This window comes from Mycobacterium sp. (assembly GCF_049683355.1).
Classification (GTDB): Bacteria; Actinomycetota; Actinomycetes; order Mycobacteriales; family Mycobacteriaceae; genus Mycobacterium.
Genome location: NZ_JBAUJB010000251.1, coordinates 1 through 1,508, shown reverse-complemented (window position 1 = coordinate 1,508; position 1,508 = coordinate 1). Strand labels below are relative to the sequence as shown.

3 protein-coding genes are annotated in these 1,508 nt (G+C 68.6%); all 3 read right to left on the bottom strand.

All coding sequences use genetic code 11. The features are described from left to right. Nucleotides 1-524: response regulator transcription factor (locus WA944_RS15335; RefSeq protein ID WP_526647091.1), on the bottom strand; the 524-nt coding region annotated here is incomplete at its 3' end. A gap of 83 nt (nucleotides 525-607) precedes the next feature. After that, nucleotides 608-988 carry a heme-binding protein gene (locus WA944_RS15330; RefSeq protein WP_163887681.1) on the bottom strand — a complete coding sequence of 127 codons (381 nt, stop codon included), beginning with the start codon at nucleotides 986-988 and terminating at the stop codon, nucleotides 608-610. Nucleotides 989-1,123: 135 nt separating this feature from the next. Further along, the coding region (locus tag WA944_RS15325; RefSeq protein ID WP_526647090.1) for a hemophore at nucleotides 1,124-1,508 on the bottom strand (385 nt) is incomplete at its 5' end.

The following is a 1,508-nucleotide window of genomic DNA, read 5'->3' as shown; positions in this document are numbered from 1 at the left end:
AGTTCCAGCAGGCGTTGCCGACTCAGCACCACACCCGCGTTCTCGGCCAGCGCCGCCAGCAGATCGAATTCTCGCTTGGTGAGCTCCACCCGCTCCCCGGCCACGAACACCAGCCGGCGTGCCGTGTCGATGGTCAGCGATCCGACCGTCATCGTGTCCGACGTCGGGTCGGAGTGGTGGGCCCGGCGCAGCAGCGCGTGCAGCCGGGCCACCAACTCGCCCAGATCGAATGGCTTGGTCAGGTAGTCGTCGGCACCGGCCTCGAGGCCGGCGATCCGGTCGTTGACGGTGTCCCGGGCCGACAGCACGCAGATCGGGATGTCGTTGCCCAACGCGCGCAGTGCGGTCACCACCGCGACGCCGTCGAGTTCCGGCATCTGGACGTCGAGCACCAGCGCGTCGTGCGATTCGCTGGACAGCAGCCGAAGCGCCTCTTTACCGTTCGCCGCGACCCGGACGTCGAACCCGGAGTGCCGCAGCCCCCTGGCGACCGAGGTCCGTACATCCGGATCGTCGTCGACCATCAGCACTGTCCGACCGGCCCCGTCCTGGATGGACAACTCTCCCCCGCGTGCGGGCGTAGTCACCACCCTGTCGCGCACCAGCTTCAGTAAGCGTCAGGCGAGGTGATGACGCCGCAACGGTTCTTCAGGTCCACCAGCGGCCGCCTGATCTCGGTCAGCTCCGCGTGCACCTGCGGGTTCGCAGCGAGGTACGCCTCGACCTCGGCGTGGATGTCTTCGCGCGGGTCACCGTGCAGATCGGTGAAGAACGCGTTCACCTCGGGATGGGTGAACAGGTAGGCAGACGATGCCGCCGACACGCCCGCGGCGGTACCCGAGAAGTCCGCTGCGGTGCAGTTCGGGGGAACGGGCTGCGCCGACGCCGGTGCGGCTCCGAGCAGACCGAACGCCACTGCGCCGGCGAGCGCGCCGCCGCCCAGCGCGCCAGCGACCGCACGACGGACGGTGGGGGCCGAGAACAACATGAAGGCTCCTTAATCAGAGGTGGACCGGGACCAGTGGTGGTCGCCGGTCAGGACCATCCTAGGAAGCTAAGCAGAACCGACGCCGGGTTTCTTGCCTAGCGGTTAACCAATCGTGAGAAAGTCCGAAAACTCAGCTCAGCGGGTGGCCGGGCCCGGCACCGAAGCCACGCCGTCCACGCCCACGTTCTGCGCGGCCGGAAGGCTTCCCGATGGCGCGGCGCCGGGCTGCTGGGTCGCCTGCATCAGGCCAAGCACCTGGGGGACGGTGATCGGCAGGTCGCAGCGTCCCGAGAGCGAGACCAGCGGCTGCTGCAGTCGTTGCATGTCCCCGGCGACCTTCGGGTTGGCATCGAAGTAGGCCTTGAGCGCAACCACCGACTGCGGCCCGCCCTGCTCCTGGGAGATCGTCGTCAGCGCCTCGTTCGCCTCCGGGTTGGCCTCGAGGTAGTTGCCGGTGTGGGTGGCCACCATCGCCACGGTCTTGGCGACCTCGCTGGCTGTGCACGGATCCGGCGCAGCC